The organism is Acinetobacter sp. NIPH 2699 (assembly GCF_022549355.1).
Classification (GTDB): domain Bacteria; phylum Pseudomonadota; class Gammaproteobacteria; order Pseudomonadales; family Moraxellaceae; genus Acinetobacter.
In genome coordinates this window covers 309,480-333,598 of record NZ_JAKZGL010000002.1, presented here as the reverse complement: position 1 = coordinate 333,598, position 24,119 = coordinate 309,480, and the positions used below count along the sequence as shown (strand labels likewise).

The window sequence follows — 24,119 nt, the reverse complement described above, 5'->3', positions numbered from 1 at the left end:
AGTAGCAAGCTACTCTTCCCCGCTCGACTTGCATGTGTTAAGCCTGCCGCCAGCGTTCAATCTGAGCCATGATCAAACTCTTCAGTTTAAAATCAATAGTGCTTTATTCTAAGCACCAAATCTGGCTCATCAATTTTCTGACAAATATTTCTCAAATAAACTTCGAGTAATTTCTACCATTCAATCAATGAAAATAATTTCGATCGATTAACCAGTAAAAATCCACACAAGTTGTTCTTCTTCAATTCTTAATGATCTTCTCGATGATTCGTCACCATCAAGCTAGGTCGGCTATATTACTCTCAATCTCTTAAAAGTCAACAGGCAATTTAGATATTTTTAAAACTTATTCTCAATTCCAAGAATTCAACCTTTCGATCCAAATCCTTGTTTATCAACAAGTTTTTATTCGCATCACCGCCGATGGATGTGCATTCTACAGCATTTCAGTTACCGCGCAACCCCATTTTTGGAATTATTATGACAAGTGTCTATTTCTTGCACAAATAAGGCTGAAAATGTGGAATTTCATCTAATATTTGCTCGGTTTTGCTCTTTTCTTGCCAATGTAAAGGTCGGCAATCAATATATTCGCAATAGCCTGAACCTTCATATGTCTCTTCTTTCCAACGCAATTGATAATTAAAGCTTCCGACATAGCCCGCTGCCAATCCAAACTTATAATCACCTCGGCTTTGTGCTTTAAGCTGAAAAGTAACTTGATCATTTTCCTGACATTGCCAAATAAACTCTCGTGCCAAGTACATTTCCCGACCATTTGGTGTCTGAACTTTAGGATAAACCCGTGTTACATCAAAAGTAACTTGGTCATCGTAAAGTATGATTTGTTGTTGATCGTATTGAATTTCAATCCTTGAAAAAATGATGTTATTCCATTGATTTCTTAACTCAGAGAGTATGATTTGTAGGTTTGGACGAATCTGAACAATTTGATAAGTGAAAAAATGAAAGGCAATAAAGGGTAAATAAACAGCTCTGGCATGTTTCAGAACACCCTGAGTTTGTATTTTATATTTTTGTTTTTTATAGGTGATTTCACCTTCACATTGGCATTTTGCATACCAATAATCAGCGACACCCCACTGCAATGCTGAATGATTCTCTATCTCAGAGTAGGTATTTACTTTTAACTGACAACTTAACTCATCATCAATCCGCTTAAAATAATAATTTGTTGACTCTACTTGAATATCATCAACATCAAGAAATTGATAGCGATCAATTTCAAATTGGCATTGTTCTTTGGCACTATAACTTTTGAGATGCCCAACTGTTGCCACACTACTACTCACCAATACCGTTGCCGTATCAATGGCTGTTGTGGTGATCGCACTGGCGTTATAGCAAATCGGAATACGTGGCTGTCCAATTAAACTAATGAAATTCAGATAATGAAACGGCTCTGGCAGATTCGGCAGAATCAAAGCCTGATAAACGATTTTAAATAAACCTTTGGGCGGGTAAAACGTTAAAGCATCTGACTTATTGAGGTTCAGTTGCTTTAATTGATTGTTATTCATCAACATTGGCATACTGAACCTCCTAATTTTAATTTGTTATTTTTGAATCACTCTTTTTCGCAAATAAAGTCGTTACAAAGCCTGAAAGTACATACAGGATACATACAATCAAGATCCCTACTGGAATGTTGTACGTGATTGCAGCAAAAATCAAGACCACAGGTAACATCACGACAAAAGGTACACGCTTGCGATCCATTTGTTTAAATGAGTAATACTTGATATTTGAAATCATCAGCAAAGCAATACCCACCATGACCGCAGCATTGATCACTTGTATCACGATATCTTTCAAGTCGAACAAGAATGGAAAATCACGCCCGACCCAAACCAGCGAAATCACAGTGACCGCAGCCAGCGGGCTGGCAATCCCAATAAAGTAACGCTTATCCACCACACCGATTTGTACATTGAAACGCGCTAAGCGGAACGCTGCACATGCGGTATAAATAAAACAACAAGCTAAACCAATACGACCTAAGTCATGTAAGCTCCAGCTATACATTAAGATTGCAGGTGCAACCCCAAAAGCCAACAGATCAGACAATGAATCATATTGTTCGCCAAAAGCACTTTGTGCACCAATTGCACGCGCTACGCGACCATCTAAACCATCAAGTAATGCAGCGAGGAAAATCGCATAGATTGCCTGATTGAAGTTTCCATTCATACTGGCAATGATTGAGTAAAAACCAGATAAAAGTGCCGCTGTTGTAATTAAATTTGGCCATAAATAAATACCACGACGTTTTACTTTTTGGCCTTCGTGCGTATGCTCTTCTTCTTCCACCTCAAATGTGATGCGATCAAAAGGACGTACATCTTTATTTGAATCAGAATCAGGTTTAGGAGAATTTGTCATTATTTTCAATTCCTCGACAATATTTTGACGTTGATGGGTTACTCACCCACCAACCAACGTACCGCAGCATGACCACCATTTTCACTCATACGCAAATGTGGAAATAACCATTGTAGAGCCTGATCAGCATCTTCTGAGAATTTCCAAGGTGGGTTAATCACCAGTAAACCACAACCATTTAATCCAACTGGCGTATCATCAGGCCATACACAAATTTCACAAACCAATTGACGACGAATCCCTGTTTTAAACATTTTCTTTTCAAAACGGTCGATCATTGCACGATCTTTAATTGGATACCAGACTGCAAATACACCTGTTGGCCACTTGTTATGAGCGATTTGTAAAAGTTCAACCAATTGAGGGAAATCTTTGCGCTCTAATTCGTATGGTGGATCAATCATCACCAAACCACGCTTTTCTTTTGGTGGAATGACACCGAATAAACCTTCATAGGCATCACGTTCATGTAAGCCCATACGTTTATCGTGGATATTGTGACGTAACTCCGCAAATACATCGCGCTGCATTTCAAATACAGTCGCTTTATCAATTTCACGCATTGCCTGTAGAGCAAACCAAGGCGAACCTGGGTAACTGCCCTTACCTTCCTGCTCGCGTATAGTGCCAACTAATTTTAAAAACTCCTGAATGGACTCAGGTGCTTGGCGCTTTTCCATCTCGCTTAATTGCACTAAACGGTGAATCCCAGTAAGGAACTCGCCTGATTTTTGTGATGGTGCAAGTGATAAATTATATTTACCCGCCCCACCATGGGTGTCGATATACCGATAAGGTTTATCTTTAGCATTTAAACGAGTAAGCAGTTGAAGCAAAAGTACATGCTTCATAACATCGGCAAAGTTACCTGCATGGAAATGGTGACGGTAATTCATGTTGACAAATATTCCTCAATTCAAAGGATAGTTTATCATGAAATAGGGGCTGTTGACATTTCACACATACTTGCGACAGTGAACATTTTTTAGCGGATACAAGGCTTGGCTTACGTAATTTAGCCATTCTAAATAAGTAAGGCATAACGCAGTAGCAGCAAAAAATGTCCCTGTCCTTGAGCTTCGCCTTGCGCTGCAATCAAAGCAATGCTTTGCTTTTGCTCAGGGTTATGGCTAAAACTTCCATAAACTTCGTTATGAAACTTGACAAGGGAATCGCCATTGCCTACGTTTCATGCCTTGTTTATGTTGTTTTAGTCAATAACGCAAGACATGGTTGAGATATCAACAGCCCCTTAGTATTCTTTAGCGTTGATGTGATCATCTAAAAATCTACCGTAATCAAATGAATGTTCATTGGAGCTGTATGCAACTCAACTTACTTCCTACATCGTGGAATATTGATCAAATTTTAGATGATTTAAATACATCTGGATTTGCTTTGGTGGATGATGTATACCCCAATGAATATGTGCGTGAGCTGGCTCAAGAATGTAGTTCACATTTGAAAGAGTTTCGAGCAGCAGGTGTACAAAATGGTGTGGTCAGCCATATTCGTAGCGACCACATTTTATGGATTGATGATCAATTATCCATTGCGCAACAACACATTCAGGCCTTAGAAAATTTATCACAAGCATTGAACCAAGCGTTTTATCTAGGGATAAAAGAAGTAGAAGCTCATTTTGCTTGTTATCACGCGGGTGAGTTTTATGCCTTACATCGTGATAATCCCCAACAAAAGAATGATCGAATGATTTCAACGGTTTTCTATTTACATGAAAGCTGGCAGGAACATTGGGGTGGTCAGTTACGGCTCCAAGATAAAAATGCTCAATGGCATATTATCCAACCTTTACCCAACCGTCTTGTCATCTTCCAAAGTGATTCATTACATGAAGTGTTGTTGTCAAAGCAGCAGCGTTTATCCATTACAGCATGGTTGCGTAGTGGCAGTTCAATTTGGAATGGATAGCCACTTACACACACCTATAAAGTATAGCTTGCAAAGTTTATAGAGCATCAACCTTTAAATTGTGACAAATAGCCTTATATACCTAGGCATAACTGACGATTTTGGATCAATAAATGTCGAATGAAACCAAAGATGTGATTGCTCGAATTGGTGAAACAGATCAACTCTATTTATCGAATGATACCCCAGAGCTGGCTTTGGAGCGTTCCGACTTGCGCTTGCAATTGGTCATGTTGAGCCATATTCGTCAGGAACAGGTGCATTTTTTACAAGAAGCTATCGTACTGCTTGAACAGGCACGTATTGCAAATGACGAAATGCCCCTGAGTTTGTATTTGAATTTGTCTTTATATTTAGCCAAAGCATATATGATGTATTTCGAACTGACCAAAGAGCAGCGCTTTGCTTTAATCACCCAGCAAATTTTAAAACCTTTGGCACATAACCATCATATAGATATTTATTTCTTTTTGGCTTATGCCTCTACAGCGAAAAAAGAACATGCCTTAACTCAACACTGGTTGAAAAAATATGTGTCATGTATTGACCATGATTTAGTATTGTTACAAGAGCATTCAGCATTTAATTTAGTACGTCAGGAAGACTGGTTTAAAGCTCTCATACGGAATAAAGCTCACTAATGTGAGCTTTATTTTTGGACTTTCTAATGGGTACTATCAAGATGCAGTTGCTGATTAAGCTCATCAATCACAATAGCCCACTCATCATCTTTATCAATATGGCTTTTTAAAAAATCTCTCTGCCCTGCACTCCAAAACTCAGCTTCATGTAATTTTTGCTCGGCAGGTAGCTGATGACTTTTTACAAAGCTTTCGATTGCAGCATCATCGGCCCCAAGCCCGAGTTGCTCAAATAAAAGTTCCAGTGTCGGTTGCGGTTCAAACATTGTTATTCTCCAAATTATGTCCACTATAGAAATAATCTAACAGCAAATACGGTAGCCATGCAGATGTATGTCTATATTTTCTTGTTGTTTTTTGTTTTTAATCCGCATAAAAAAGCACTCTCTAGGAGAGTGCTTTCAATTTATCAAAAAGATAAATTATTTTAACATGTCAGCAATCGCTGCACGTTCATCTTCAAGTTCTTGAAGTGTGATGTTCATGCGCTCACGGCTGAATTCATCAATTTCAAGACCTTCAACACGTGTGTATTCGCCATTTTCACAAGTCACTGGCACACCGTACATGACGCCTTCTGGAATACCATAAGAACCGTCAGATGGGATACCCATAGTCACCCATTTGCCATTTGTACCTAACGCCCAGTCGCGCATATGGTCAATTGCAGCATTTGCAGCAGAAGCAGCAGAAGACAAACCACGTGCTTCGATGATCGCAGCACCACGTTTACCAACAGTTGGAAGGAACACATCTTTGTTCCATTCTGCATCGTTGATTTTGTCTTTTAAGCCTTCGCCATTTGCAGTTGCGAAACGGTAGTCCGCATACATTGTTGGAGAGTGGTTACCCCAAACGGTTAATTTTTCGATATCAGAAACAGCAACGCCAGCTTTTTGAGCAATTTGAGTCAACGCACGGTTGTGGTCAAGACGTAACATTGCTGTAAAGTTTTTCGCTGGAAGATCTGGAGCAGATTTCATTGCGATATAAGCATTGGTGTTTGCAGGGTTACCAACAACCAATACTTTCACATCACGGCTCGCAACTTCGTTTAATGCTTGACCTTGACCAATGAAGATTTCACCGTTGACTTTCAACAAGTCAGCACGTTCCATACCAGGACCACGTGGACGAGAACCGACCAACAATGCATAGTCTGCATCTTTAAATGCAACTTTAGGATCATCACTCCCGATCATGCCCGCCAATAATGGGAAAGCACAGTCATCAAGTTCCATCATCACGCCTTTAAGCGCTTGTTGAGCTTTCTCAAAAGGAACTTCAAGCAATTGTAAAATTACAGGTTGATCTTTACCTAGCATTTCACCGCTTGCAATACGGAATAATAAGCTATAACCAATTTGACCAGCAGCGCCAGTAACGGCAACACGAACGGGTTGTTTCATGTGATATTCTCCAATGAGATGCGTTAGCACGATTGAATATTATTGTGATTCAATCGAATGATCATAAACGGCGAAGATTGTACTCTAAAGCGAACACAGATGCATGTAAAAGAGAATGAATTTCAACAAAAGTCTGATGGAAAATACAAATTAAGTCAGATAAAGATTAATAACTTCCTTTGATTATAAATTCATTTGGGCATCCTGTCACAACATGACTAGCACATTGTTTATATTGCCCATTTTTCTGATAACACACTCGAATCTCAGTTAAAATCGAATCTGATTTTGAATGTTGGCAGTTAAAACGAATACCATTCGCCGGCAATGAGGGGTTTAACTTGGTAAATTGCTGCCTAAGGCTCTCTTTCTGAACGGAAATCGTATTGGGGCTGGTCAAATCGGCTGGAACTTTTAAACGCTCAGCAAAATTAATAATCGTTCTAAAATACTGACTGGCATTCATCGGAACACAACCACCCACCCGTTGCCAGAGTTGCACTCGCTCATTTTCGTTTGGCATTACACGCGCGACGACTGTTGCTTGTAAAGGCGAAAGATTCGCAGATGACTTGGTTTCACAATTACGGTTTACGGGCACTTCGGGAAGTAGACTTGAAATTGTAAGTGAATACCCTTCTAAACATTTACGTTGTTTTTGTTTCGATGAATCCAAAGCGCAAACGGCAGGCGTCATTTGTACGTGCAAAATATAGCCAGCGATATTCGGGCTATCTGCTGCATATAATGGCGCACCAAACGAAAAGATCATGTAACAGAGCAATGCCTGTCCCAATCTGATCAACCGCCTTTTAAGTAAATTTATTGATTTCATCAAATGCCAAAACTTCATGATTTCAAATTAAACATCCGATTGTATGTTAAGGGGTATTTCGTACAGGAATCGCACCCATCCTTTTTTCTAAGGATTGTGGCCCTTGTCCTAACACCACACCATAATGTGTTGCATTGGTCATGACATGTTTCACGTAGTCACGTGTTTCTAATAATGGAATACTTTCTGTATATTGATCAGCGGCAATGGTTTGACCATCTGGCTGCCAGCGTCGTGCGCGATTCGGTCCTGCGTTATAACCTGCTGTTGCCAATACAGCATTACCACTCAGTTGTCCCTGAATCATGGATAGGTAATAAGTGCCATAGCGAATATTGGTATTCATTTCACTTAATGCTGCTGGGTTATAAGTTTCACCCATTTGACGCGCAATCAACTTGGCTGTATTTGGCATAATTTGCATTAACCCGCCTGCACCAACATGGGAACGTGCGGACGTGACAAAACGACTTTCTTGACGCATGAGACCATAGGCCCAAGCGGGATCAACGCCGGCATTGTAACTATGACTGCTCACATTACTACGATGTGGTGTTGTATAACGATAAGTATCATTATGCTTGGAAGTAGTTCGATCAGCCGCATAAATCGCGCGATCATACCACCCCATATCATGTGCTCGTTTCGCTGCGGCCAATAACAAGCCATCATCTTGTTGTAAATAGGCCTGTCGAACAGCCCAATTCCATTCTCTGTTGATATACGTCGCTGGGGCATTTACATCTCTTAATGTAAAAGCCCGTTTAAAATGAATGTTTTGGTTAAGCCGTTGAATATCTTGCGAACTTGGCTGTTCATCATATGCCTTATGATTATAACGTTCGCCTAAACGGTCTTTGGCAAGCAAATTATGATAGTCATCACCTTGAGCCAATTTACGATAAATCTGCTGTGCAGCTTGTTTTGAAGCAGCATCTGAACGTTGCTCAGACGCTCGCGCAAGCCAATATTGCCAACGATCTTCTTGCTTCTGCGTCACCGACATCGCATCAATCGCACGAATCAAACTTTCCCATGCCCCAAATCGAATCGACTGACGCGCATAAATTTCCGCTTCTTCAGGACTAAATGGATAACCATAACTTTGATCGAAAGCATTCAATACGCCACGATTAAAGCCATTTTTCATAACGGTGGTGCCACCCACATAGCCTACAGTACGGTACAAATACTGTTGCACTGCTGGTGGTGTATCTTGAACAGCACGTGGCAAATTGGCCAAAGCATTGGTTAAATCACTATCTGCAATACGCCCTAAGGCAAAAATCAAATATGCATAATCTGCATCATTGGTTTTGCCCGCATTCCATAAATACTCTAAGGGATTGGCTTGAATCTGATTCAATTGGGCTAAGGATAAGTTCAATCCAAGTGCTTGTGCTGTTGCTATGGCTTGACCCGATTGTCCTGCTCGTAACTGCCCCCACAATCGCTGCTGACGATCTTGTGTCGTCATTAATGGACTAGAAAGCATCATTCTCCCCAAACCATTACATGATTCAGGCTGCGTGTTTGTAGTCAACCAAATATCTTTGTATTCAGCATAAACCAAACTATCTCCAGTCTTTGCCCGTACTTGTGCGATTGCACAGCTTTCCGCTTGGTCTGGATTGGTGACATAACTTAATACTGGTTTAGCTTCAGCAAAACTCGCCAGTTTTACTTTTTCTTCGACATAATCTGCTGCCAACTTTTCTGCCATCGCAGATTGCGGATAGCGTTGGGCAAAACTGATAATCGCAGCAGCAGGTTGAAAACCAAGATTGGTATTTAATTTCCAGTATTCTGGATAATAACCTAATACATCATTTTGCATTTGCTCTTGAAATTGATCGAGCAAAGCAATATTACTGGCGTTGGCAGCGCGTAAAGCATCATTAAATTGTGCATCTAAAGCATAGACGGATGAACATGCTAGCAAGCCACCCATTGCGATAAAACGGCGGAAGTGGTTCTTGTTATTCACTTTATTACGTTCCATCGCTATTAAATCACCTTGCTTTTTCATCGTCATCAATCAACATGCCCAATTCACCCAACTGTGATAGTGTAATAAGTCTGGCTTTCCACTATTGTTGTGTTATGTAACTTACTGATTCATATTCATTAACACTTATACAATTTTAATCATAAACTGTCTTTTTTTGTCAGTTTTTTATTCTCTGCGCTCCCGCAAAAATACTGCTATAATCCGCGGTTTGTTCAAATCCACCTTGTTCAGGAGCCTGCATGACGGTTCAAACATTCATTCCAAGTGCTTTAAAAGCTGCCTCAGAAAACACTGTTACCCAGCCAATGCACACCACTGATGTTTTGATTAAAAAACTTTATATCGAAACGCAAGGGTGTCAGATGAATGAGTATGACAGTCATCGTATGGCAGATTTGCTGGGTGATTCGCATGGTTATGTGCTGACCACTGATCCAAAAGAAGCTGATATTTTACTGATGAACACGTGTTCTATTCGTGAAAAAGCCCAAGAAAAAGTCTTTAGCGGATTAGGGCGCTGGCGCAAACTTAAAGAACAAAATCCAGATTTGGTGATTGGCGTAGGCGGTTGTGTTGCCTCACAAGAAGGCGACAACATTCAAAAACGTGCGCCTTATGTCGATATGGTCTTTGGTCCACAGACTCTACACCGTTTACCGCAAATGCTGGATCAGCATCAAGCTCAAATCGAAAAGCCAAAGAAAGAAAAAATTAAACTGGTTGATATTTCTTTCCCAGATATTGAAAAATTTGACTTCTTACCTGAACCACGCGTGGAAGGGTTTAAAGCCTTTGTATCCATCATGGAAGGTTGTTCAAAATACTGTTCATTCTGCGTGGTTCCCTATACCCGCGGTGAAGAGGTTTCGCGTCCACTCGATGATGTCTTGGCGGAAATTGCAGGGCTGGCAGAAAAAGGCGTGCGTGAGATCAGTTTACTTGGTCAAAACGTCAATGGCTATCGTGGTGAAACCTTTGAAGGTGATATCTGCACCTTCCCTGAACTGCTGCGCTTGGTGGCTGAAATTCCGGGGATTGGACGTTTGCGTTATACCACCTCTCACCCACTTGAGTTTTCGGATGAGTTAATTCAATGCTACCGCGACCTCCCTCAAATGGTGTCTCACTTGCATTTACCCGTACAAAGCGGTTCAAACGATGTACTGCAAGCCATGAAACGCAATCACACCATTGATGTATACATTGATAAAATTGCCAAATTACGCAAAGTCCGTCCAGACATGCATTTATCCAGTGACTTTATTATTGGTTTCCCGGGCGAAACTGATGTGCATTTTGCTGAGACCTTGCAATTCATTAAAGATTTAGATTTTGACCATTCTTATAGTTTTGTTTATTCAAAACGTCCGGGTACACCTGCATCTGACTTACCCGATGACACCCCTGAACAAGTGAAAAAAGACCGTTTAGCACAAGTTCAGCTAGTGATTAAAAAATCGAGTATTGATAAAACGGATGCCATGCTTGGTAAAATCGAACGTGTCCTGATTGAAAAAGTATCTGATAAAGATCCAAATGTATTAATGGGTACGGCTGACAACACCCGTTTGGTTGCTTTTATCGGTGATGCTGCTTGGATTGGGCGTTTCGCAGAAATTGAGATTACTGAAATTAAAACTTTAAATTTAGTTTATGGTGAACTCTTGAATCTTGAACCTGACGTGGCGTAATGTAGAGGTATTCTCATAAGTCAATAAGAGGGTTTCTCTTGACTGCAGCGATTCGACGTACAGTAACGTTCCCTGAGATATCAATGGAACGCCTAAAAAGCATGCTCGGTGCGTATAACGGGCATTTAAAACAAATCGAACAACGTTTAGATGTCAAAATTACTCACCGAGGCGATGCCTTCTACCTTGATGGTGATATTGAAACCGTCGAAAGAGCCGAAGCATTATTGCAACGGCTCTACGCGGAATCTGAGGCATCACAACAAATCAGTGCTGATTTATTACACCTCATGATTCAATCCTCACAAACTGACCGAGACTTTGAGTTAGTCGGTGAAGGAATAGATGAAGATGATACCCCTTTAGATGTCTATTTTCAGACCCGTAAAGGCCGCATTAATCCTCGAGGCACCAACCAAAAACGCTATGTGCAGCGTATTCTACAAAGTGATATTTCATTCGGTATTGGCCCAGCAGGTACAGGTAAAACCTACCTAGCAGTAGCTGCTGCCGTAGATATGCTGGAACGTAATGAAATCCAACGTATCTTATTGGTTCGTCCCGCAGTCGAAGCAGGTGAGAAACTTGGTTTTTTACCTGGTGATCTCACCCAAAAAATTGATCCATATTTACGCCCGCTTTATGACGCATTGTATGAAATGCTTGGCTTCGAGAAAGTTGCCAAACTAATAGAGCGTCAAGTCATTGAGGTCGCTCCACTTGCCTATATGCGTGGTCGTACCTTAAATCATTCTTTTGTCATTTTGGATGAAGCGCAAAACACCACACCTGAACAAATGAAAATGTTCCTCACCCGTTTAGGTTTTGGTTCTCGGGCTGTGATTACGGGTGATGTCACACAGGTCGATTTACCGCGTGGCCAACAATCAGGTTTAGCACAGGCCTTACGTGTCCTTGAAAATGTACATGAGATTCATATCACGCGTTTCCACTCACGTGATGTGGTACGTCATCAACTGGTACAAAAGATTGTTGAAGCTTACGAAGGCTGGGATAGCGAACAGCAGCGTTTATCTGCTGAAGCACGTGCCGAGCGTAAAGCCAAACAAGAGGCACTGATTGCAGAGAATGACTCCGCAGCAGATGCACAGCATATTTAGAAAAATCCCCAATCCTTCTTGATAAAAGAAGGATTGGGGCCATAGTTAAGGATCTATTTTTGAAAATCAATTTAAGTCTTCAACAAGACTTTCAAACGGTTGAACTTCCACTTAAACGTGGTCAAATCAAAAAAAATATCGAAACCACATTACGCCATGTCGGTTTTGACGTTAATTGCGAAATCGGGATTGCTTGTGTTGATGTTGCAGAAAGCCATGAGCTGAATTTGCAATATCGTGAAAAAGATAAACCCACCAACGTTCTATCTTTTCCGAGTGATATTCCAGAGGAAATGCTCTCTTTACTTGAGTCAGAACCGCTGGGTGATTTGGTGATTTGTATCCCTGTGGTATTACAAGAAGCCTCAGAACAACAAAAAACACCAAGTGATCATTTTACGCATTTATTGGTTCATGGCATTTTACATTTGTTAGGTTACGATCATGAAACCAGTGAATCTGATGCAGAAGAAATGGAAGCTTTGGAAATCCAGATCCTTAAAAAACTTGGCATAACCAACCCTTACCAAGCGGATGAAATCTAAGAAAATATCCCATGTATATCGTCATTTTTAAAGCCACGATCAAACAACTCGATTCAACCTATTCAGAAATGGCGCACAAGCTGAGAAATAAGGCATTGAGTGAATATAACTGTTTCAAGTTTGAAGCGTGTAGTGAAAATGGTTTTGAAATTGCACTGTCTTACTGGCACAGCCTAGAGGATATAAAACGCTGGCAACAAGATGCAGAACATCAAGTCGCTCAGCGCTTAGGTAAAGAAAAATGGTATCAAAACTTTAGTGTTGAAATCTGTACCGTAGAACGTGCTTACTCTGCGTAAAATGGAATGTGGATAATAAAAAACTTATCCACACGCTTACGAAAAAACGGCTTTTATAGGCCGTTTTTTCGTAGATATACACAAAAAGAGAAGAACGACTTAATGCACTTCAAACTCGGCATCGATAGGATCAAAACGCCATGTACGAATGATACGTAACTCCGATATATCTTTCATATTGGCATCAAAAGTACCAAACGGCGCACCACGACGAACCGAAGCTCGTGCGGCTTCATCCAAAATTGGATGTCCAGAACTTTCAATTAAACGAATCGCCCGAATACCACCCTGCGCATTTAAAATGACCATTAAGCGAACTTCACCCGCTAAACGCTGTTGCTTTGCTGCATCTGGATAATAGCGATTACCATACAACTCCACCTTTTGACGAAACTTATCGAGATACGCCGCTGATGCATCTTGTTTGGCCTGAATACCATCAACAGTTTTAATACGTTGCTTACGGCTGAAATTTTGTTGTCGTTGTAAATATTGTGCTTCTAAGCTTGCCACCATCGCAGCTTTTGCTTGGAACTGACTCTGTAGCTCATCTAATGCTTTTTTACGCTCACTTTGCTCGGCTTGTTTTTGCCAACTGAGCACGGTCATGAGCACTTTTTCTTCAAAGTTTAATTCACGCTTTTGTTGAATCGTTTCCAAACGATCAAGCTCAGTCTCCCCCGCGGTTGCATCTGTTTGCATCGGTGACGGCATATCACTCGACATGCGATGTGCTTTGTGAAACTCTCCAGAACCAGTTTGATCAGCTTGAGCTAAAAAATCAGCATCTTTAACCTTATCTTGACTTAGACGAACCGAAACAGCGATTTCTTTGGTCGAGGTATCAGACGGTGATGGCATCGCAAATTGAGTCGACAGCACAACACCATGTAACAAGATCGCTAAAGCAACAGCTCCAACGAAAATTGGATCTTGCCACCAATGATGAGATAACTCAGTACGAAAATTTATTTTATTCCACATGGTATTCAAGCGACAAAATGTCACATCCCCAACGGCACGAACCGTATAAAAACCAAACCAATATTCAAAAGTTAAGAAAAATGTGATCCACTTAAGCTTGCAGTGTTTCCATACCATCATTTTATGAAAATGTAGCAATTAATTTTGCTACACTGCAAGCTACAAATTTATTTTTATTTTCAGTTAATACAAAGATGGCGAATAAACCATTCACTTTCTGGAACAACTTTTATGCAAACGCTACTTTCATCCGTTTTCAAACGTCTACGTAAAGTTTACCAAAAAGCCGAAGAATTCATCGAAGAAGAAAGAGAATTTCCACTCTCACAAGTATTTGTGAACGCAACCATGGAGCGTTACGTCACAGAAAATGTAGAGATCATGCAAGACCTACATGCAGACCTTTATGATGGCTGGCTACGTCTATACACCACATTGGATGTGAAAGGTTTACACACCACCCTTTCTGTAGATTTAAAGCTGATTCAGATGGAAATGAACCAAAATGTGCAACTGATGGTGTTTGAGCAAATCAGTAATACGCAAGTCATCGAAGCAAAGTTTAAGAATATTTTCCAGAAATGGGGCTTTTATGTTGCTATTTGGTATTACCAAAAATTTCGTGAAGAAGACCCATTAGGCAAAATTTTAGAACATTTTGAGATCGTCACCGTCAAAGATGATTTACTTTATCTGGATTTAAATCGCTGGTTTGGCAAAAAACCAAGCATTATCGAGACCCTCAGTAAAGTTCATGTCAATCGTGCCCGAGTCCGCCCTGCCGAACTGATTGTATGGGGCAATGTCAACCTTGCTGCAATCTTATATCCATCTGATGATGATCGCTTTGATGAAGATGATATAGAAGACACCACCGTGACCCCCATCCAGCAAAAAAACTTGAAGAAGAAATAAGACGCAACCGAAACAGGCAAGTAACGCTATCGTTCTTGCCATTGATCAAACTTATAGCACCATGATTTATACGAAAATTAACAAGTGCTGAGCAGAAAACCTGATTTTTTCTTCACAATCTACAGGCATAATAATTATCAATCCTCCTGATAAGCGAGTGATGTATCATATTATTCACTCAAAGGGCATCGTATTATGACAAAGAAATTATCAAAAGTTCTCAGTATCGCGATCGTAAGCTCTACTGCAATCTTAGGCGCAAGCCTATCGAGTCATGCATTGGCGATGACACCATTCCAAGCGAGCTATCAGTTTAGCTATAACAATAAAAACCTAGGCTCAGCAACTCGTACGCTGTCTCAGCAAGGCAATAACTGGACTTATCAATTTACCGCCAAAGCAGGTGGTATTGCTTCTGCGTCTGAAACCAGTCAGTTTGGCTTTGTCGATAATAAAATTCTTTCTCAGAAATTTAGTCGCAGTAGCAAAATCTTGATCCATAACAATACGATGAGTATTAACTTTAATCCAAACAGTAAAGTCATCAATACCAAAAAAGATGACAAATCTCGTTCATTTGCATGGCAAGCAGGCGCACTAGACGAACTCAATGCTGAGCTGCAAATCCGTGAAGATTTGAAAAACAATACGCTCAGAACCAAATACCAAATTGCCGATGCAAAAGCATTGGATGATCGTCGCTTTGTGAAACAAGGGACTGAAACAATTAAGACCAATTACGGTACTTTTAATACCATCAAAGTCGTGATGCAACACGACAAGCCTGAACGTAATACCGTATTTTGGTTAGCGCCTCAACTTGACTACCTGCCAGTAAAAATGGCCCACAATGATGGAAAATCATCTTATGGACTCCTATTAACAGGCTATTCAGGTAAAAGTAATTAAGCGCTCAAGCAGCCAGATATCGCAAACTTATGTGAAATATCAATAAACCCTGTAATTTTGGCTTGCAATTTTTTCGATGCTTTCTAAAATATGCCTTTGCTTGAAAAAGCATCCGTTTTAGAGGATTCTCCCGTGTACGCTTTAGAACAGAAAATCTTAAATGAAGGTATCGTTCTATCTGATCAAGTCTTAAAAGTTGATGCTTTCTTAAATCACCAAATCGACCCTGTCCTTATGCAGTTGGTGGGTAAAGAGTTTGCTGCTCGCTTTAAAGATGCAGGTATTACCAAAATTATTACCATCGAAGCATCAGGCATTGCACCTGCAATCATGGCAGGTTTAGAACTCGGTGTGCCTGTGATTTTCGCTCGTAAATACCAGTCATTAACGCTTAAAGATGATCTTTACCGTTCTAAAGTGTTTTCATTTACCAAACAAACTGAAAGTACCATTGCGATTTCAAATAAGCACATTAACTCAAGTGATAAAGCACTGGTGATTGATGACTTTTTGGCAAATGGTCAAGCTGCTTTAGGCTTAATTGATTTAATTCATCAAGCCAATGCAGAAGTGGTTGGGGTCGGTATTGTGATTGAAAAATCCTTCCAAGTCGGCCGTGATTTACTGATTGAGAAAGGTTATCGCGTTGAATCCTTGGCTCGGGTGAAATCCTTGGTCGATGGCAAAGTTACCTTTGTGACTGAATAACCGACTCATCGCTTAGCGCAAAAAAGCGGATGAGTTTTCATCCGCTTTTTTTATTTAACAACAATCCCAGTTATATAAGACTTTTGAAAAATCACGTTTCTTTAAATCATCAGGATGAATAAAGAAATTACCAACACCTGAATCGCCCCACATAATTTCGTTCTCAGCATCATCGGTATCAAGTTGAAACAGTAATATATAGTCCTGAACTTTTTCATTATAGTGGCGCGGGTCAGTCTGTGTGAAATAAGGATAACCCCCTAAACGGTGTCCACTTGAAGAAACCAATTCATTATAAGGCTCAATAAAATCATTCTCGAAATCGCCGCCATCAAATTGATCTTCAAAATCGTAAAGTTCATCGACACCTAAAACCTTCTTTCCAAAAGAAAAATCCTCAAGACTCATGGCTTGTTCAGCTCGCTGAAATTCGATCGAATACTGCCCAGTAAATGGCAAATAATCATCTTCACCAAACTGAAGTTCTGAAAAATCCTGTTTTAACTGTGCAGCATCGTCAAGCACTTGATCAAAATATAGCACTCTAAAGCCGGATTGTTGCTGTTGATCATCGAAGTTCAACCCATACAAATCATCGGCTGCAATATAGAACTGTAAAATCCCCTTGTCTGGGAAATTAGGTAAATTTGGAATTTCAGCAAAATTAAACTGTGCCAACAAAGCCAATGGATTCCCCTTCGAATCTACTGGATATTGCATATCCAGTGGTAAATAGGGCTGCCCACCCACCTTACTTTGCCATAAAGTTAATGCATCATTTGGCCTAAGCTGTAGGGTTACGGTTGGTAGAATTGTTGCGGAGATTTTTTCTAGGTATGGATGCAAAGTGTTCGGTAAAGTCTCAAGCTGAAGTTTCATTTTGTTCATTGTCCATGTGCTTATTTATAGAATGTAATATAAAACAATCAAATAAATTGAAACAGAGCACAAACATCCTGCTGCGACAATGGCTGACGCGTAATTGAACCATTATTTATCACATAAATTCTGATAAGATTAGCCCGATAAAAAATTTGCGATTAGGAATCACGATGCGCACTTACTTAGACCTTTTACAACATATCCTCGACAATGGCGGCGACAAAGGCGACCGTACTGGCACAGGTACACGTTCAGTATTTGGTCATCAAATGCGCTTTGATCTTTCTAAAGGTTTTCCATTATTAACCACCAAGAAAGTCCACTTTCGCTCGATTGTGATTGAACTGCTTTGGTTCTTAAAAGGTGATACCAACGTTCAATACCTAAAAGACCACAAAGTCTCGATTTGGGATGAATGGGCAACCGCCGAACAAACTGCACGTTTTGGTCGTCCTGAAGGCGAACTTGGCCCTGTCTATGGTCATCAATGGCGTAACTTTGGCGCGACTCAGAATGAAGATAGCAGTTACCAGCAAAATGGTTTTGATCAAATCAAATGGTTGGTCAATGAAATTAAAACCAATCCAAACTCACGTCGCCTCATTGTGTCAGGCTGGAACCCAAATGAAGCTGGCAAAGTAGCATTGCCCCCTTGCCATACTCTGTTCCAGTTCTTTGTACAAGATAACAAACTGTCGTGCCAACTTTATCAACGTAGTGCCGATGTTTTCTTAGGTGTGCCATTTAATATTGCGAGCTATGCCCTACTTACCCATATGATTGCGCAAGTCTGTGGCTTGGATGTCGGTGATTTTGTCTGGACGGGTGGTGATACGCATCTATACGCCAATCATTTTGAACAAGCGCAATTACAGCTTTCTCGTGAGCCATTGGCCTTGTGTCAATTAAAACTCAATCCAAACATCAACGATATTTTCGACTTTAAATTTGAAGATATCGAGATTGTAGGCTATGAATCACATCCTGCAATTAAAGCACCTGTTGCTGTTTAACCATCTAGAGAGATCACCCTATGGCATGGCAAGGAACTGAAGTTGTACACGTTGTGGCAATGGACCAAAAACACTGTATCGGAAAAGGCAATGCCCTACCGTGGCATATTTCTGCCGACCTTAAGCATTTTAAAGCCATCACCCAAGGCGGTGTCGTGATCATGGGACGTAAAACCCTTGAATCAATGGGACGAGCGCTCCCTAATCGGGTGAATTGGGTCATTACACGCGACCCTGCTTGGCAATTTGAAGGGGTTAAGGTTGCGCATAGTATCGAAGATGCGTTAAATGGTGCGCTTACAGACGTACAACACTCTGAAAAAGCATCCTTATTTATTATTGGGGGAGGAGAGATTTTTACCCAAACCCTCGCCATTGCCGATCGCCTAGAATTAACCCATGTTGATCTAGATGTCCAAGGTGATGCGCATTATCCAAAAATCTCTGAGGATTTTCATAAAGTAAACTCAGAACAGCATACTGATGAGAAATCAAATATAGCGTTCGAGTTTGCAACGTATCAAAAATAAAAAAATGGATCGCGAATTGCTATGCATAACATTGGATCACGTGAATTTTTCATTGCGCTAGGAATCGGACTATTACACAGTACGTTTACCTTATTCGTGATCCTTTCGAGTGCATGGTTATGCCTTGCGTTATGGATTCAACAACCTCTCGGCAGTATTTTTAGCCGCCTGATCATTATACTTTGGGTCTTTTTTGCACTGAGTCTAATTGGCTTTTATATCAGTGGTCATATTTTTAGTCGACGCACCGACATTATTCTCTATTGTTGTGCATTTGCTTGTTCACTGTTTTGGTATTTTTCATTAGATGCCAGACAAGATCGAGAATGGGATCCTGAAGTTGCAGAGCAACTGAGTTATGAAAAGCATGGTGATATCGTCACCTTACATCATGTTCGTAATTTTAACTGGCATACTGATGGCAGTTATGATGTTCACTGGGAAGATCGCACAGTTGACCTCAGTAAAATTACGGGGATCAATGTGATTGCCTCATACTGGATGGGACCACAGATTGCCCATACGTTAGTCAGTTTTGATTTCTCAGATCAGAAACCATTGGTCTTTTCTATTGAAATCCGCAAAGAAAAAGGTGAATCATTTTCAGCCATTGGCGGTTTTTTTCGTAAATATGAGCTTAGTCTGATTGCCTCTGATGAAAAAGATATTGTTTATACCCGAAGTAATATCCGTCAAGAACAAGTCTATTTGTTTCCCATCAAAATGCCAGCCGATGAACGCAAGGCCTTGTTTATTGAATATCTGAATAAAGCAGATGAATTACGTACGGAAGCAAAATGGTATAACACCCTGACCAGTAACTGCACCACCCTGATTTTTGATATGGCACAAGCAATCAACTCTCAAAGATTGCCGAAGGACTACCGCCTTTTGGCATCAGGCTATTTACCTAATTATTTACATGATCTGAAAGCACTTAACCAGAATTATAGTATGAAAGAGTGGTATCACTTAGCACATATCAATCCACGTACTACACAATATGAACAACAACCCAATCAAAGTAGCGAGTACTTCTCCACGATTATTCGGGCTGGATTGCCTGAAACCGAATAAATTTCCTACTCACTTTATTAAAAATAAATGAATATTTACAAAAGGATACTCAACACACCACCCATCTACATGATGATTTATTTAAATAATAACCATATAAACGCAAAAACTTGGATTTAAAATTTTATGTTAAAAGCATGCTTAACATCGTGTACTTTGGCGGTTGCCGTTGTCATGACTGGTTGTACAGCCACGGAAGCTCTGCATAGCTCACCAAATGCCTCTCAAAAACAGAGCATTGATTTGTATAACCGCACTTGGATTGCAACCCAAATAAATGGCGTTGAGGTCGAAAGTAATGATCTCTCTGGCAAACGACCATCAATCCAATTTGATGCTCAAGCAAAACGTTTCTCTGGTGCAGATGGTTGTAACAAGATTTTAGGTAGCTTTGAAAGTAGTGCGAACCAATTAAAAATCGGTCCAATTACCTCTACCAAGATGGCTTGTATCGGCAATGACAATGCTGCCCTCTCTCGTCAATATACCGATGCACTAACCCATACAGCAAGCTACCAGCTAAAAGGACATGAACTTCAGTTCTTAGACAACTCAGGGAAAGTCCTCGTGAGTTTTGTGACAGCGATTCAACCACGCCCTTAATGATTGATCGTAATAAGTAAAACTCGTTTCAAACACAGGCTTTTACTTTTTGAGCACTTGGTTTACCTTAGACACATTCTTAAAATTAAAAACTAGGAAATTTTATGCAACAGGCACTCTTTGGTGGTGGATGTTTTTGGTGTGTAGAAGCAGTATTTCTACAACTCAAAGGCGTTGAAAAAGTAGTCAGTGGTTATGCTGGTGGAATTGTTCAGCACCCAAGTTATGAACAAGTCTGTCAAGGCACAACCCAGCATGCTGAGGTCGTACTTATTGATTTTGATGAACAACAGATCAGCTATGCTCAACTCTTAAATGTATTCTTCACCACGCACGATCCAACCACATTAAACCGTCAAGGTAATGATATGGGGACGCAATACCGTTCTGTTGTTTATTACTTTAATGATGAGCAGAAACAACTCGCAGAGCAGATCATTCACAGTCTGGAAGATGAAGGCTTAAACATTGTCACTGAACTGAGCCTTGCTCCTACCTTTTATCCTGCTGAAGATGAACATCAAAATTTTTATGCACGTAATCCATCACAAGGATATTGTAACTTTAGCATTCCGCCTAAGCTCTCCAAATTACGAGCAAAATTCCATGATTTACTCAAAGTAGAATAGACATAAAAAAAGCAACGCTTCGCGTTGCTTTCAATTTTTATCAAACCAAATTAATTGAATTAGTTTTCACTGACAAAAGCAATATCACTTAAGCCCGCTTCACTGGCACGAGACATCACTTGTGCAACCGTATCGTATTTTGATTCTTTATCTGCACGTAATTGTACAGTCGGTTTCGTCTCTGCTTGACCTGCCTCTTGGAAGCGCTTTTCTAGCTCATCTAAGCTAATGATTTGCGTATCCCAAGCCACTGCACCTTTATCATTAATGCTGATGGTAATGGCTTTCGGTGGCGGATCTATAATTTCAGCCGTTGTCTTTGGTAAGCTCAATGGAATTGATGGGCTAGCAACCGTTGCCGTGACTAAAAAGATAATCATCAATACCAACATAATATCGATCAGAGGAATGAGGTTCATCTCATTCATGCCACTGTCGTGGTCTTCACCCAATTGAAAGCCCATTTTAAGCTTGACCTCCAACTAAACTTTGTTGAGTCGCTTTAGTTTCTGCCTTTGCTGGGCTTTCTTGCTGCAACATAGTATCAATCAGCAAGCTATGAGCTTGATCTTGTAAGTCATGTGCCAAACCACGATTGAAACGCATACAAATGTTGTAAGCCAATACCGCTGGAATCGCAACGGCTAGACCCAGACCCGTCATGATCAAAGCCTCACCGACAGGAATCGCAACTTGCGCTAAACCCGCCTGACCGCTTTTACCAACAGCCACAAGCGCATGGAAGATTCCCCACACGGTTCCGAATAAACCAACGAACGGAGCAAGTGAAGCAATGGTTCCAAGCACAGATACACCTTTTTCTGCTTGTGATTTCTCAGCAGAGATTTGGCGAAGTAGGGCTTGTTCAGCGACTGCTTTACGCTGCTCAAACGTTAATGGTTGTAACTTCGCTTTCAGCGTCGCCAAAGCCTGAGCAAGCTGAGCATAAGCCTGTTGTTTTAATTGGCGCGTCCCTAAAATACGTAGAATAAAAATCGTCCACGTCGCAATCGACATTGCAAGAAGAATGAAATACAGCGTCTTACTTACTGCATCTGCATGTTGCCAATAAACTGAAAAGTTCATACTCGAACTCCTAATTAAAGTTAGCCGTGAAGGCTTAAATCTTTTAAAGGGTTAAATCTAAAGGTAGCTCTGCTTTAATTGGATAAGCAACGCCATTTTCCATATACGGTTTGAATCTACCACTTCGAACCTGCCTAACTAACTTTTCATCTAAGGCAGGTAAGCCTGTACTACGTACAATACGAACACTGGTAATCTTACCTTTCTCATCTGCTTCAATCGCCACCACAGCAGTTCGTGGCTGATTTTCCATGTCTTTTGCAGTCGCTGTTGGCTTCGGTGTACGACTCCATTGAATCCCAGAACCACCAATAGATACCGTTTTTGGTGACGGATCAGCGGCAGGTTGAGACTTAGCCACTTCTTGTACAGGTTTTGGTTTCTCAACCACCTTTTCCGTTACAGTTGTACTGACAACTGTAGTCTCAATCTTCGTTTCAACTTTTGGTTCAGTTTTCTGAATCACTTGCTTAGGTGCTTCAGCTTTTACTTGCTGCACCTTTTCAATTTTCTTCGGTGGCGGAGGTAACGGTTTTTCAACGATTTTAACCTCTTTCACTTCTTTTTTAGGCTCAGGTTTTGGTGTTTCTTTCGGTTTAGGGAGTTCCGCTTTTGGCGGTTCTTTAATTTTGACGAATTTAACCTTAAGCGGCTCTTTTTCGATGGGTTTTAACTCAATCGTTTTGATGTGGCTGACCGCCCACAAAACTCCCACATGCCCAATCACAACCGCAACTAAAGCAGTGATAATTTTCTTTTTCATCGAGTTTGATGTGTTAAATGTTGCAGGAGATGGACTCATAAGAATCAAAGTACCTAGTAGATGGTGTTAGTAAAAAAACGATCACACACATCGGATAGAACAATTAAAGTGCCATAATAATAAATGAGAAGTGTTTTCATTTGCAACTGTTTTTTCTTGTATAATCATTATCCATTGAAAAATAGGCATAAAAAAACATGCCTTTTGGCATGTTTTCCTTACACAATGAAACATTGCCGTTGGATTAGAAAACCACGGTCTTATTTCCATCGACAATAATACGGTCTTCTAAATGCCATTTCACTGCACGCGCCAATACATTACGCTCAACGTCTTCGCCTAGCTCACGTAATTGTTCAACGTTGTAATCGTGGCTCACACGCTCAACATCCTGCTCAATAATCGGCCCTTGGTCCAAGTCAGCAGTGACATAATGCGCTGTCGCACCAATCAATTTCACACCCTTTTCATAAGCTTGCTTATACGGATTCGCTCCAACAAAAGCAGGCAAGAATGAATGGTGAATGTTGATAATCTTCATTTCCCATTTGGCCACGAAATCTTCACTCAAAATTTGCATATAGCGTGCTAAAACGAGTAAATCATTGCCTTGCATCATCTCATTAATTTGCGCATAGGCTTCTGTTTTATTGTCTTTGGTCACTTTTATAACCGTAAATGGAATACCAAAGTTCTCAACTGCTTCTCGCAAATCTTCATGATTTGAAATCACATGGGTAATTTCACATTCCAATGAACCACGCGCATGACGCCATAACAGCTCAAGCAAAGCATGGTCGACTTTAGAGACCAAAATCCCGACTTTTTTCAGCTCATTTACAAACGCGAGTTTCCATTGCATGCCATAACGTTCAGCAACGTTAGCAGCAAAGGTTTGCATTAAAGCGTCTTTGCGAGAATGCAAATGATCCAACTCAAACTCAACACGCATAAAATAACGCCCGCCTTGAGCTTCTGTTGCGTACTGATCAAGTGCGGTAATGTTTGCTCCCTGATGATACAAAAAGCTCGATACAGCTTGCACGATGCCCGGCTTGTCTTCACAAGTAATCAGTAATCGTGCTGTATGGGCAGTAGTCGTGTTCATGTGGTTAATATCACTTATTCAAATC

Annotated in this window: 27 protein-coding genes and 1 rRNA gene; 14 read left to right on the top strand and 14 right to left on the bottom strand. The window is 40.5% G+C overall.

Going from position 1 to position 24,119, the window contains the following annotated elements:
* The 4 genes from MMP72_RS03520 to rlmJ form a co-directional block, all read right to left on the bottom strand.
* Window positions 1-88: ribosomal RNA gene (locus MMP72_RS03520) — 16S ribosomal RNA — on the bottom strand; the annotation flags it as partial.
* A 403-nt stretch (window positions 89-491) separates the two neighbouring features.
* On the bottom strand, window positions 492-1,553 hold the full coding sequence (locus MMP72_RS03515) for a DUF6670 family protein (protein WP_241314552.1): 1,062 nt from the start codon (window positions 1,551-1,553) through the stop codon (window positions 492-494).
* A gap of 16 nt (window positions 1,554-1,569) precedes the next feature.
* A complete protein-coding gene (pssA, locus tag MMP72_RS03510) occupies window positions 1,570-2,403 on the bottom strand; it encodes a CDP-diacylglycerol--serine O-phosphatidyltransferase (protein WP_241314549.1) in 834 nt (277 codons plus the stop codon).
* A gap of 38 nt (window positions 2,404-2,441) precedes the next feature.
* A complete protein-coding gene (gene rlmJ, locus MMP72_RS03505; RefSeq protein WP_241314548.1) occupies window positions 2,442-3,299 on the bottom strand; it encodes a 23S rRNA (adenine(2030)-N(6))-methyltransferase RlmJ in 858 nt (285 codons plus the stop codon).
* A 427-nt stretch (window positions 3,300-3,726) separates the two neighbouring features.
* On the opposite strand from rlmJ, the gene MMP72_RS03500 reads away from it, so the two are divergent.
* Window positions 3,727-4,335, top strand: coding sequence for a 2OG-Fe(II) oxygenase (locus tag MMP72_RS03500; RefSeq protein WP_241314546.1), 609 nt, complete (start codon window positions 3,727-3,729; stop codon window positions 4,333-4,335).
* Window positions 4,336-4,448: 113 nt separating this feature from the next.
* Window positions 4,449-4,976 (top strand): hypothetical protein, encoded by a 528-nt coding sequence (locus MMP72_RS03495; RefSeq protein ID WP_241314544.1) that lies wholly within the window; start codon window positions 4,449-4,451, stop codon window positions 4,974-4,976.
* Window positions 4,977-4,999: 23 nt separating this feature from the next.
* Here the strand turns inward: MMP72_RS03495 and MMP72_RS03490 are convergent, their stop codons facing one another.
* From MMP72_RS03490 to MMP72_RS03475, 4 genes are all read right to left on the bottom strand, one after another.
* Window positions 5,000-5,242, bottom strand: coding sequence for a DUF2789 family protein (locus MMP72_RS03490; RefSeq protein ID WP_241314542.1), 243 nt, complete (start codon window positions 5,240-5,242; stop codon window positions 5,000-5,002).
* Window positions 5,243-5,398: 156 nt separating this feature from the next.
* Complete coding sequence (locus MMP72_RS03485; RefSeq protein ID WP_241314540.1) at window positions 5,399-6,385, bottom strand: malate dehydrogenase; 987 nt, start codon at window positions 6,383-6,385, stop codon at window positions 5,399-5,401.
* 166 nt (window positions 6,386-6,551) lie between these two features.
* Entirely contained in the window at window positions 6,552-7,238 is a 687-nt protein-coding gene (locus MMP72_RS03480) for a ribonuclease I (RefSeq protein WP_241314538.1), read from the bottom strand.
* A 28-nt stretch (window positions 7,239-7,266) separates the two neighbouring features.
* A complete protein-coding gene (locus MMP72_RS03475) occupies window positions 7,267-9,222 on the bottom strand; it encodes a lytic transglycosylase domain-containing protein (RefSeq protein ID WP_241314592.1) in 1,956 nt (651 codons plus the stop codon).
* A 248-nt stretch (window positions 9,223-9,470) separates the two neighbouring features.
* Here MMP72_RS03475 and miaB point away from each other — a divergent pair, with 248 nt between their 5' ends.
* From miaB to MMP72_RS03455, 4 genes are read left to right on the top strand one after another with little or no spacing between them, the layout of a single operon-like run.
* The gene (gene miaB, locus MMP72_RS03470; protein ID WP_241314536.1) at window positions 9,471-10,922 is read left to right on the top strand and encodes a tRNA (N6-isopentenyl adenosine(37)-C2)-methylthiotransferase MiaB; all 1,452 of its coding nucleotides are present in this window, start codon (window positions 9,471-9,473) and stop codon (window positions 10,920-10,922) included.
* A 38-nt stretch (window positions 10,923-10,960) separates the two neighbouring features.
* Entirely contained in the window at window positions 10,961-12,043 is a 1,083-nt protein-coding gene (locus MMP72_RS03465) for a PhoH family protein (protein WP_241314534.1), read from the top strand.
* 59 nt (window positions 12,044-12,102) lie between these two features.
* Window positions 12,103-12,588: an rRNA maturation RNase YbeY gene (ybeY, locus tag MMP72_RS03460; RefSeq protein ID WP_241314533.1), complete on the top strand. Its 486-nt coding sequence runs from the start codon at window positions 12,103-12,105 to the stop codon at window positions 12,586-12,588.
* A gap of 11 nt (window positions 12,589-12,599) precedes the next feature.
* The gene (locus MMP72_RS03455; protein WP_241314531.1) at window positions 12,600-12,887 is read left to right on the top strand and encodes an antibiotic biosynthesis monooxygenase; all 288 of its coding nucleotides are present in this window, start codon (window positions 12,600-12,602) and stop codon (window positions 12,885-12,887) included.
* Window positions 12,888-12,986: 99 nt separating this feature from the next.
* On the opposite strand, the gene MMP72_RS03450 is transcribed toward MMP72_RS03455, so the two are convergent.
* Window positions 12,987-13,871 carry a TonB family protein gene (locus MMP72_RS03450; protein ID WP_241314590.1) on the bottom strand — a complete coding sequence of 295 codons (885 nt, stop codon included), beginning with the start codon at window positions 13,869-13,871 and terminating at the stop codon, window positions 12,987-12,989.
* A gap of 231 nt (window positions 13,872-14,102) precedes the next feature.
* On the opposite strand from MMP72_RS03450, the gene MMP72_RS03445 reads away from it, so the two are divergent.
* The 3 genes from MMP72_RS03445 (at window position 14,103) to MMP72_RS03435 (ending at window position 16,403) form a co-directional block, all read left to right on the top strand.
* Window positions 14,103-14,786 (top strand): hypothetical protein, encoded by a 684-nt coding sequence (locus tag MMP72_RS03445; protein WP_241314529.1) that lies wholly within the window; start codon window positions 14,103-14,105, stop codon window positions 14,784-14,786.
* A gap of 195 nt (window positions 14,787-14,981) precedes the next feature.
* The gene (locus MMP72_RS03440; protein WP_241314528.1) at window positions 14,982-15,695 is read left to right on the top strand and encodes a DUF3108 domain-containing protein; all 714 of its coding nucleotides are present in this window, start codon (window positions 14,982-14,984) and stop codon (window positions 15,693-15,695) included.
* Between the two features lie 132 nt (window positions 15,696-15,827).
* The gene (locus tag MMP72_RS03435; protein WP_241314526.1) at window positions 15,828-16,403 is read left to right on the top strand and encodes a xanthine phosphoribosyltransferase; all 576 of its coding nucleotides are present in this window, start codon (window positions 15,828-15,830) and stop codon (window positions 16,401-16,403) included.
* Between the two features lie 54 nt (window positions 16,404-16,457).
* Here the strand turns inward: MMP72_RS03435 and MMP72_RS03430 are convergent, their stop codons facing one another.
* A complete protein-coding gene (locus tag MMP72_RS03430; RefSeq protein WP_241314524.1) occupies window positions 16,458-17,282 on the bottom strand; it encodes a DUF1963 domain-containing protein in 825 nt (274 codons plus the stop codon).
* 173 nt (window positions 17,283-17,455) lie between these two features.
* Here MMP72_RS03430 and thyA point away from each other — a divergent pair, with 173 nt between their 5' ends.
* The 5 genes from thyA (at window position 17,456) to msrA (ending at window position 21,137) form a co-directional block, all read left to right on the top strand.
* Window positions 17,456-18,298: a thymidylate synthase gene (gene thyA / locus MMP72_RS03425; protein WP_241314522.1), complete on the top strand. Its 843-nt coding sequence runs from the start codon at window positions 17,456-17,458 to the stop codon at window positions 18,296-18,298.
* A gap of 20 nt (window positions 18,299-18,318) precedes the next feature.
* Window positions 18,319-18,828 (top strand): dihydrofolate reductase, encoded by a 510-nt coding sequence (locus MMP72_RS03420; protein WP_241314520.1) that lies wholly within the window; start codon window positions 18,319-18,321, stop codon window positions 18,826-18,828.
* 21 nt (window positions 18,829-18,849) lie between these two features.
* The gene (locus MMP72_RS03415) at window positions 18,850-19,905 is read left to right on the top strand and encodes a DUF4105 domain-containing protein (RefSeq protein WP_241314518.1); all 1,056 of its coding nucleotides are present in this window, start codon (window positions 18,850-18,852) and stop codon (window positions 19,903-19,905) included.
* 126 nt (window positions 19,906-20,031) lie between these two features.
* On the top strand, window positions 20,032-20,508 hold the full coding sequence (locus MMP72_RS03410; RefSeq protein WP_241314517.1) for an META domain-containing protein: 477 nt from the start codon (window positions 20,032-20,034) through the stop codon (window positions 20,506-20,508).
* A 104-nt stretch (window positions 20,509-20,612) separates the two neighbouring features.
* On the top strand, window positions 20,613-21,137 hold the full coding sequence (msrA, locus tag MMP72_RS03405; RefSeq protein ID WP_241314514.1) for a peptide-methionine (S)-S-oxide reductase MsrA: 525 nt from the start codon (window positions 20,613-20,615) through the stop codon (window positions 21,135-21,137).
* Between the two features lie 59 nt (window positions 21,138-21,196).
* Here the strand turns inward: msrA and MMP72_RS03400 are convergent, their stop codons facing one another.
* The 4 genes from MMP72_RS03400 to purU all read right to left on the bottom strand — a co-directional run bounded on the left by MMP72_RS03400 (window position 21,197) and on the right by purU (window position 24,094).
* Window positions 21,197-21,601, bottom strand: a complete 405-nt coding sequence (locus MMP72_RS03400) for a biopolymer transporter ExbD (protein WP_241314512.1) — start codon at window positions 21,599-21,601, stop codon at window positions 21,197-21,199.
* Window position 21,602: 1 nt separating this feature from the next.
* A complete protein-coding gene (locus tag MMP72_RS03395) occupies window positions 21,603-22,223 on the bottom strand; it encodes a MotA/TolQ/ExbB proton channel family protein (protein WP_241314510.1) in 621 nt (206 codons plus the stop codon).
* A gap of 43 nt (window positions 22,224-22,266) precedes the next feature.
* Entirely contained in the window at window positions 22,267-23,025 is a 759-nt protein-coding gene (locus MMP72_RS03390) for a TonB family protein (RefSeq protein WP_241314508.1), read from the bottom strand.
* 205 nt (window positions 23,026-23,230) lie between these two features.
* A complete protein-coding gene (purU, locus tag MMP72_RS03385; protein ID WP_241314506.1) occupies window positions 23,231-24,094 on the bottom strand; it encodes a formyltetrahydrofolate deformylase in 864 nt (287 codons plus the stop codon).
* Between the last annotated feature and the right edge of the window lie 25 nt (window positions 24,095-24,119).

What these genes read in the sequence shown, in the direction of transcription:
- MMP72_RS03515 (WP_241314552.1), bottom strand. Translation starts at nt 1,553, where the DNA reads ATGCCAATGTTGATGAATAACAATCAATTAAAGCAACTGAACCTCAAT.
- pssA (WP_241314549.1), bottom strand. Translation starts at nt 2,403, where the DNA reads ATGACAAATTCTCCTAAACCTGATTCTGATTCAAATAAAGATGTACGT.
- rlmJ (WP_241314548.1), bottom strand. Translation starts at nt 3,299, where the DNA reads ATGAATTACCGTCACCATTTCCATGCAGGTAACTTTGCCGATGTTATG.
- MMP72_RS03500 (WP_241314546.1), top strand. Translation starts at nt 3,727, where the DNA reads ATGCAACTCAACTTACTTCCTACATCGTGGAATATTGATCAAATTTTA.
- MMP72_RS03495 (WP_241314544.1), top strand. Translation starts at nt 4,449, where the DNA reads ATGTCGAATGAAACCAAAGATGTGATTGCTCGAATTGGTGAAACAGAT.
- MMP72_RS03490 (WP_241314542.1), bottom strand. Translation starts at nt 5,242, where the DNA reads ATGTTTGAACCGCAACCGACACTGGAACTTTTATTTGAGCAACTCGGG.
- MMP72_RS03485 (WP_241314540.1), bottom strand. Translation starts at nt 6,385, where the DNA reads ATGAAACAACCCGTTCGTGTTGCCGTTACTGGCGCTGCTGGTCAAATT.
- MMP72_RS03480 (WP_241314538.1), bottom strand. Translation starts at nt 7,238, where the DNA reads ATGAAGTTTTGGCATTTGATGAAATCAATAAATTTACTTAAAAGGCGG.
- MMP72_RS03475 (WP_241314592.1), bottom strand. Translation starts at nt 9,222, where the DNA reads ATGGAACGTAATAAAGTGAATAACAAGAACCACTTCCGCCGTTTTATC.
- miaB (WP_241314536.1), top strand. Translation starts at nt 9,471, where the DNA reads ATGACGGTTCAAACATTCATTCCAAGTGCTTTAAAAGCTGCCTCAGAA.
- MMP72_RS03455 (WP_241314531.1), top strand. Translation starts at nt 12,600, where the DNA reads ATGTATATCGTCATTTTTAAAGCCACGATCAAACAACTCGATTCAACC.
- MMP72_RS03450 (WP_241314590.1), bottom strand. Translation starts at nt 13,871, where the DNA reads ATGTGGAATAAAATAAATTTTCGTACTGAGTTATCTCATCATTGGTGG.
- MMP72_RS03445 (WP_241314529.1), top strand. Translation starts at nt 14,103, where the DNA reads ATGCAAACGCTACTTTCATCCGTTTTCAAACGTCTACGTAAAGTTTAC.
- MMP72_RS03440 (WP_241314528.1), top strand. Translation starts at nt 14,982, where the DNA reads ATGACAAAGAAATTATCAAAAGTTCTCAGTATCGCGATCGTAAGCTCT.
- MMP72_RS03430 (WP_241314524.1), bottom strand. Translation starts at nt 17,282, where the DNA reads ATGAAACTTCAGCTTGAGACTTTACCGAACACTTTGCATCCATACCTA.
- thyA (WP_241314522.1), top strand. Translation starts at nt 17,456, where the DNA reads ATGCGCACTTACTTAGACCTTTTACAACATATCCTCGACAATGGCGGC.
- MMP72_RS03420 (WP_241314520.1), top strand. Translation starts at nt 18,319, where the DNA reads ATGGCATGGCAAGGAACTGAAGTTGTACACGTTGTGGCAATGGACCAA.
- MMP72_RS03415 (WP_241314518.1), top strand. Translation starts at nt 18,850, where the DNA reads ATGCATAACATTGGATCACGTGAATTTTTCATTGCGCTAGGAATCGGA.
- MMP72_RS03410 (WP_241314517.1), top strand. Translation starts at nt 20,032, where the DNA reads ATGTTAAAAGCATGCTTAACATCGTGTACTTTGGCGGTTGCCGTTGTC.
- msrA (WP_241314514.1), top strand. Translation starts at nt 20,613, where the DNA reads ATGCAACAGGCACTCTTTGGTGGTGGATGTTTTTGGTGTGTAGAAGCA.
- MMP72_RS03400 (WP_241314512.1), bottom strand. Translation starts at nt 21,601, where the DNA reads ATGGGCTTTCAATTGGGTGAAGACCACGACAGTGGCATGAATGAGATG.
- MMP72_RS03395 (WP_241314510.1), bottom strand. Translation starts at nt 22,223, where the DNA reads ATGAACTTTTCAGTTTATTGGCAACATGCAGATGCAGTAAGTAAGACG.
- MMP72_RS03390 (WP_241314508.1), bottom strand. Translation starts at nt 23,025, where the DNA reads ATGAGTCCATCTCCTGCAACATTTAACACATCAAACTCGATGAAAAAG.
- purU (WP_241314506.1), bottom strand. Translation starts at nt 24,094, where the DNA reads ATGAACACGACTACTGCCCATACAGCACGATTACTGATTACTTGTGAA.